This window comes from Pseudoalteromonas sp. AOP7-A1-14, from assembly GCF_052376275.1.
In the GTDB taxonomy this organism is placed as follows: domain Bacteria; phylum Pseudomonadota; class Gammaproteobacteria; order Enterobacterales; family Alteromonadaceae; genus Pseudoalteromonas.
Genome location: NZ_JBQSVO010000169.1, coordinates 1 through 4,968, shown reverse-complemented (window position 1 = coordinate 4,968; position 4,968 = coordinate 1). Strand labels below are relative to the sequence as shown.

Genomic DNA, 4,968 nt, shown 5'->3' with positions numbered 1-4,968 from the left:
CGATCAATACAGCAAAGGGTTGGTTCACTTCTTTTCCTTCCTAATAAAGTTCCAAGAACAATGGGACGATGAATTTGATGAAGATATATTTGATGAGTTAACAGATTTACCGCGCCCTGAATGGGATTATATGGCGAAAAGAAAGGCTCAAAGAATCACTTACCAATATAGGCAGGCTTTAAAAGATGCAGTAATAAAAGAAATTAATCCAGATTTAAAATTGGCTAGAACAACAGCAACAGCTTATATGAATGCCGTTATTAAGTTTTATTCATTTCACCTAAGACAAGGTTACAGGTTTAACAACCCTCCTTTTGACCATGAGATAATCAACATTAACTTTCAGACAAGTGGCACGAACATGAAAGGCTACATGTCAAAGGCGGTTCATACAACAGATTTACGCTTGAATTTCCCTCGTTCCAAACGAAATTCAGGCGGCGCAATTCCATCATCAAGAAAAGATATTAGACCTCTTACCAATACAGAATGGAAGGAGGTTGAAAATATTTTGCTTAACACTAAAACAGTTATCAAAAATGTTTCAGGACATCTCAAACCATCTAAATTAGCAATTGAATACTCGCTATTCTTCTTGGTTTCACGATTTACTGGATTGCGAAGAGAAGAAGTCGCAAGTTTGCATCAAGGTCAAATTATCAAGCCCGATCACCGTAAGCCTATTCTACGGCTTGGAGTCGGTGAGCAATATGGGTCGCTAACAAAAACTCGCGACGGGAATAACAAAACTCGAAAAACGATCATTCCTGCAAGCACTATGCAAATGATATATGACTACACCAGAACTGATCGCTATCTGAAGCGACTAAAGAAATTTAAAGAGCTTTGCAAGTCGAAAAGAGAAGCTGGTGACGTTGCATTCTTCAATGTCGAGGATGGTGTTGATGAGAGCAAGGATTACATATTTATAAGCTCTACAGGTAAGCCATTCTTCACTAAGTTAAATGATTTAAACGCTAGATGGGGAGAGATCCGAGCTACTGTTAAAGTTAAGACAGGCAGAACACTAGAGGCAACAATTCATAACTTAAGAGCCACTTTCGCTGTCGCTCTGTTTAGAGCGTTACTGCGAAAAACGACACCAGATATGGCTTTAGCTCAAGTATCGGCTTTGCTTGGACACGATGATGAGAGTACGACCCTTTTATATCTAAAAATAGCCCAAGATGAGCCTACAGGGGATGAAATTTACGAAGACATCTTAGATTTTATAGGAGTTTTTGATGATATTTCTACAAGTGAAGTTCAGCTTACTCACAAGGAAAGGGTAAATGAAAGTTAAAAGCAAAAGAAAGGCGGTCCTTCCCACTGAGAGTGTAATAAAACCTCCAGCATCAGTATATCAATTACGTGTTGAAGATATATCTTTATCCGCAGGGAAGCACAAGAATGTTCATTTTAAACGTTTAAGATATTTTGGTTGTCCAGTTCTAAAAAGGGGTACTAATAACTTCCCTGACGGTACTTTGTTACGCAATATGAATCGTGACCAATTTATTCGAGAAATGTACTGCTTATTAGCTCCCAATTTCGATGCTACTAGAAGCATCACATTCAGCGTCATATTGAAGTACCTTGCGTGGTTAGACTCAAAAGGTCATGCCATTTCAGATGGTGAGTATTTCAATGAAAACCTCATAAAAGAATACATGAATCAATGGGGTAACTGGTACAAAGAAGGAAAATATACGCAAGGGTCTTGGAGAGTAGTTACTTCATCTTTTAGATGGATATTTGAACAAAAAGGAATACTGGATACAGCAAAGGCACTTCCATTATTGAAAGGATCTAGAAAAAACACAAAAGGTCAAAAAGCTCTCAGTTTAGAAGGTGAGCTTAAGCCTGTTGCTAAGCAAATGCTAATAGCCTTTTATGTTCTGGCTGAACACTTTCAAAATGGCACGCGCCCTATGGTCCACCCTTTGTATGACGAAACACTTTTTAACGCAGAGATGTGCCGCAGACACGAAGAAAAGGTTGTACATAAAAGGATGTCGTTTACAAAGTCTGTCGCTCGCGGGGACTGGGTAAACCAAATGACGAAACTTGCTCTGATGCTTTGCTACATGTGGACAGGAATGAATACTAGCCCTTTAATGTATATGAAAAGGAAAGATATCAAGTATAAGTCAGTGGGGGGTGGTCAATATATATTAGAGAGCGTTAAAGGAAGAGCTGGACATCAAGAGCAAGACAATTCACTTGGATTCAGCAAGTATGCCAAGTCATTTTTAGATAAATGGTATGCCATTTCAGGCGATATTACTTCTCACGAACCTGAAGCATTTTTGTTTCCATACAGATCGGTAAGCGGAGAAGCTTTGTCTTTTGCGGATATTAGTGACTCACCGCAAAAATCAATCAATAAGCTTTTAAAGCTTTTGGGATTGGTGGAGATAAGCCCCTCTTCAATGCGAAAAACCAAACTAGATGCTTTGATGAAGGCTACTGATAGTGTTTTCTTAGTAGCTATGTCGGCTAATAACAGTATAGAAACGATAGGAAGAAGCTATTCAACAGGTGTGGAAGGCGATCATGAAAATAACCTGGGAGCATCTATTGAAGCGAAGTTCAACATTGCAAAAGGAAAAGACATTAAGGCTGCTACAGAAGAGGCCAAATTCAAGTATGGTGACATCTTAAGTGACTATGAATATCAGGAACTACGAAAAGGTGAAGAACGCTCTCATGAGGCTAGGACACCATTAGGGGTAAGGTGCAATGATTCTACAAAGGGTGCACTTCGTTTAATTGAAAAATCACTTGCAAAGGCTGGTGTAGCAACAGACAGCATTGAGCCTGCTTGTACTGATTTTTTAGGTTGCTTCGAATGTGAACAACACGCTCTTGTGTCCGACGTTCAAGATATTTGGCTCATGCTCTCATTTAGAGATACGTTACAAGAGATGCAGCAATTGCCGTCGATTAATTCATTTCCAGACGGTAAATACAACACGCTATACCAAACAGTAAATGGGATACTTCAGCGTTTCGAGGAAAAGTCCAAAGAGAATTTTAAGCAAGCGTTGGAGAAACATAAGACTGAGGTACATCCATTATATTCCAGCGTATATAGCTTAAATGATCTATTGGAGGTGTTTGCATAATGTCCAGTTTAGTTAGGGCTAAGCCATACATCAACAACACTGTCGTTTCGCGTACATCTGAAGGTGAGACGTTATCATTAATATATGATGAATCATGGGACTTATCTGGCTCAGAAGCTAAAGCCGTTGGTAAAAACGCTGTGGTTTCGTTTTCAAAAGTTGAAAAACAATATCGTAGGCATATCCAAGATGCGCTGTTCTCCATATATGAGTTTCTGAGGGAGCAAGAATCTGCACCTCCGACTGCTAGCCAATTGAATGCGTGGAGAAGAGGGTTGGAAAAAATAGCTCAGTGCCTTTCGGGTTGTAACTGGAACAGCCTTAGTGATGATGTTGTTTATAGAATGTTTAAAAGGAAGGTGTCTGCTTCTAATTTCAACGATATATCCATAAGAGGGATGCTCACGGCTTTCAATATATTGTATCAAGCTAACCTCATCGGTAGGAGGTTTAGTGGTGATGAATTATTGGCATTATCAAAGGGGCGTATAACCAAACAAAGTATTGCCATTCCAATTGATATGTACTATGCGATCATTGCTGATGCAATTAATGTTGTTGAAAAATACCACGTACTCCGACACGGGATCTCAAAGTTAGTATCACAAGTAATCCAGATATCTGATGATGTTAAGTCGCAGTGTGACTTTAGCAATAACTCTCTGACTAAAGAGCAAAATGATAAAGCGGTAGATCATCAGATAAGGAAAAGGCTAAAGAATATCGATCATCAGATCCCTGATTTTAATATCACTTTAAATGGTTCAGAGCTTGGCAAAATACAATCAGCGTGCTTGATTATCACATTGGCCTTTAGTGGTGGGCGTATAGGTGAGGTGCTAAGTTTTAACCCTTCTCGTTACAGCACCAAGCAGGTAGGCAAGCACAAGTTAATCTCGATTGTATCGGGTGAAACATCAAAAGGTGAAGACGGAATACCCAGAACCGTAACATGGCAAACACACCCTATTGTTAAAGATGCACTTGAGCTTGCATTCGATATGACTGAAAGCTTAAGAGATCATTATAAAACGCTCATTGATGAGAAAATTAATAGTGGTGCCTATAGAGAGGATGAACACGCTAAAGCATCAAAAGAACTAAATTCAGCTTTTATTATTTTACGTCATAATACCACGTCAGCGGCTTCGTTTGTGCAAGCAAATAGTCAAAGACTGCTGACCCAATATGCAGCTTCTCTTAAATTGACAGCTAGTAACGAAGATATCGAAGAGTTCAACCGACTTAACCCATCTCGTGAAGGAGAAATGACTTCAGGTGAGGGATTACCAAGGCTGACACCTCATGATTTTAGGCGAAGCTTTGCTGTCTTTTTCAAACGGTACGGATTCGGCTCAAGCACTGCAATAAAGTTTCAATACAAGCATCAAAACATCAATATGTCAGATTACTACGCTAATAACGCAGCTCTTCAAGCGATGGAAGAGTTGTTGCTTGATGCCGACCTTTTAGAATTACTCGAAGAGGAAGGTATTCATATGGGGGTTGACGCTTTTGATGAAATATACAATGAGACTGAACACCTCAGCGGCGGTGGCGGTGAGCGTATTGCTTTGGATAAATTTCAGAGGGTGAAGAATGGTCATCAAGTGTATATGTCTAGGACTGAAATAGAAGAATTGGTAAGAAACAAAACCATCGCCATTGTTAAGCTTCCTACAGGTGGATATTGCCTTAACCCAAGTTGCAGTCGTTTATGTGGTATTGGGCAATTCGCTGCGGAGAAGAAGCCTTGTGAGTTCCAAGTGAATACCGACAAAACTGCCAAAGAATTAAAACGTCAAAATAAGAGGTTGATACAGAGCTTTAGGGCAATGAA

Annotated in this window: 3 protein-coding genes; all 3 read left to right on the top strand. The window is 39.6% G+C overall.

Annotation, left to right across the window (positions count from 1 at the left end; all coding sequences use genetic code 11):
* Window positions 1-1,303, top strand: a 1,303-nt coding sequence (locus ACT3RM_RS16890; RefSeq protein ID WP_444511447.1) for a tyrosine-type recombinase/integrase, incomplete at its 5' end; no start/stop codon positions are given.
* Entirely contained in the window at window positions 1,293-3,128 is a 1,836-nt protein-coding gene (locus tag ACT3RM_RS16885; protein WP_193050457.1) for a hypothetical protein, read from the top strand. The genes ACT3RM_RS16890 and ACT3RM_RS16885, both read left to right, overlap by 11 nt.
* Window positions 3,128-4,968 (top strand): hypothetical protein (locus ACT3RM_RS16880; RefSeq protein WP_444511446.1); only part of this gene is annotated, 1,841 nt, incomplete at its 3' end. The genes ACT3RM_RS16885 and ACT3RM_RS16880, both read left to right, overlap by 1 nt.

Excerpts from the sequence above, each read along its gene's own strand:
- ACT3RM_RS16885 (WP_193050457.1), top strand. The coding sequence starts at position 1,293 with ATGAAAGTTAAAAGCAAAAGAAAGGCGGTCCTTCCCACTGAGAGTGTA.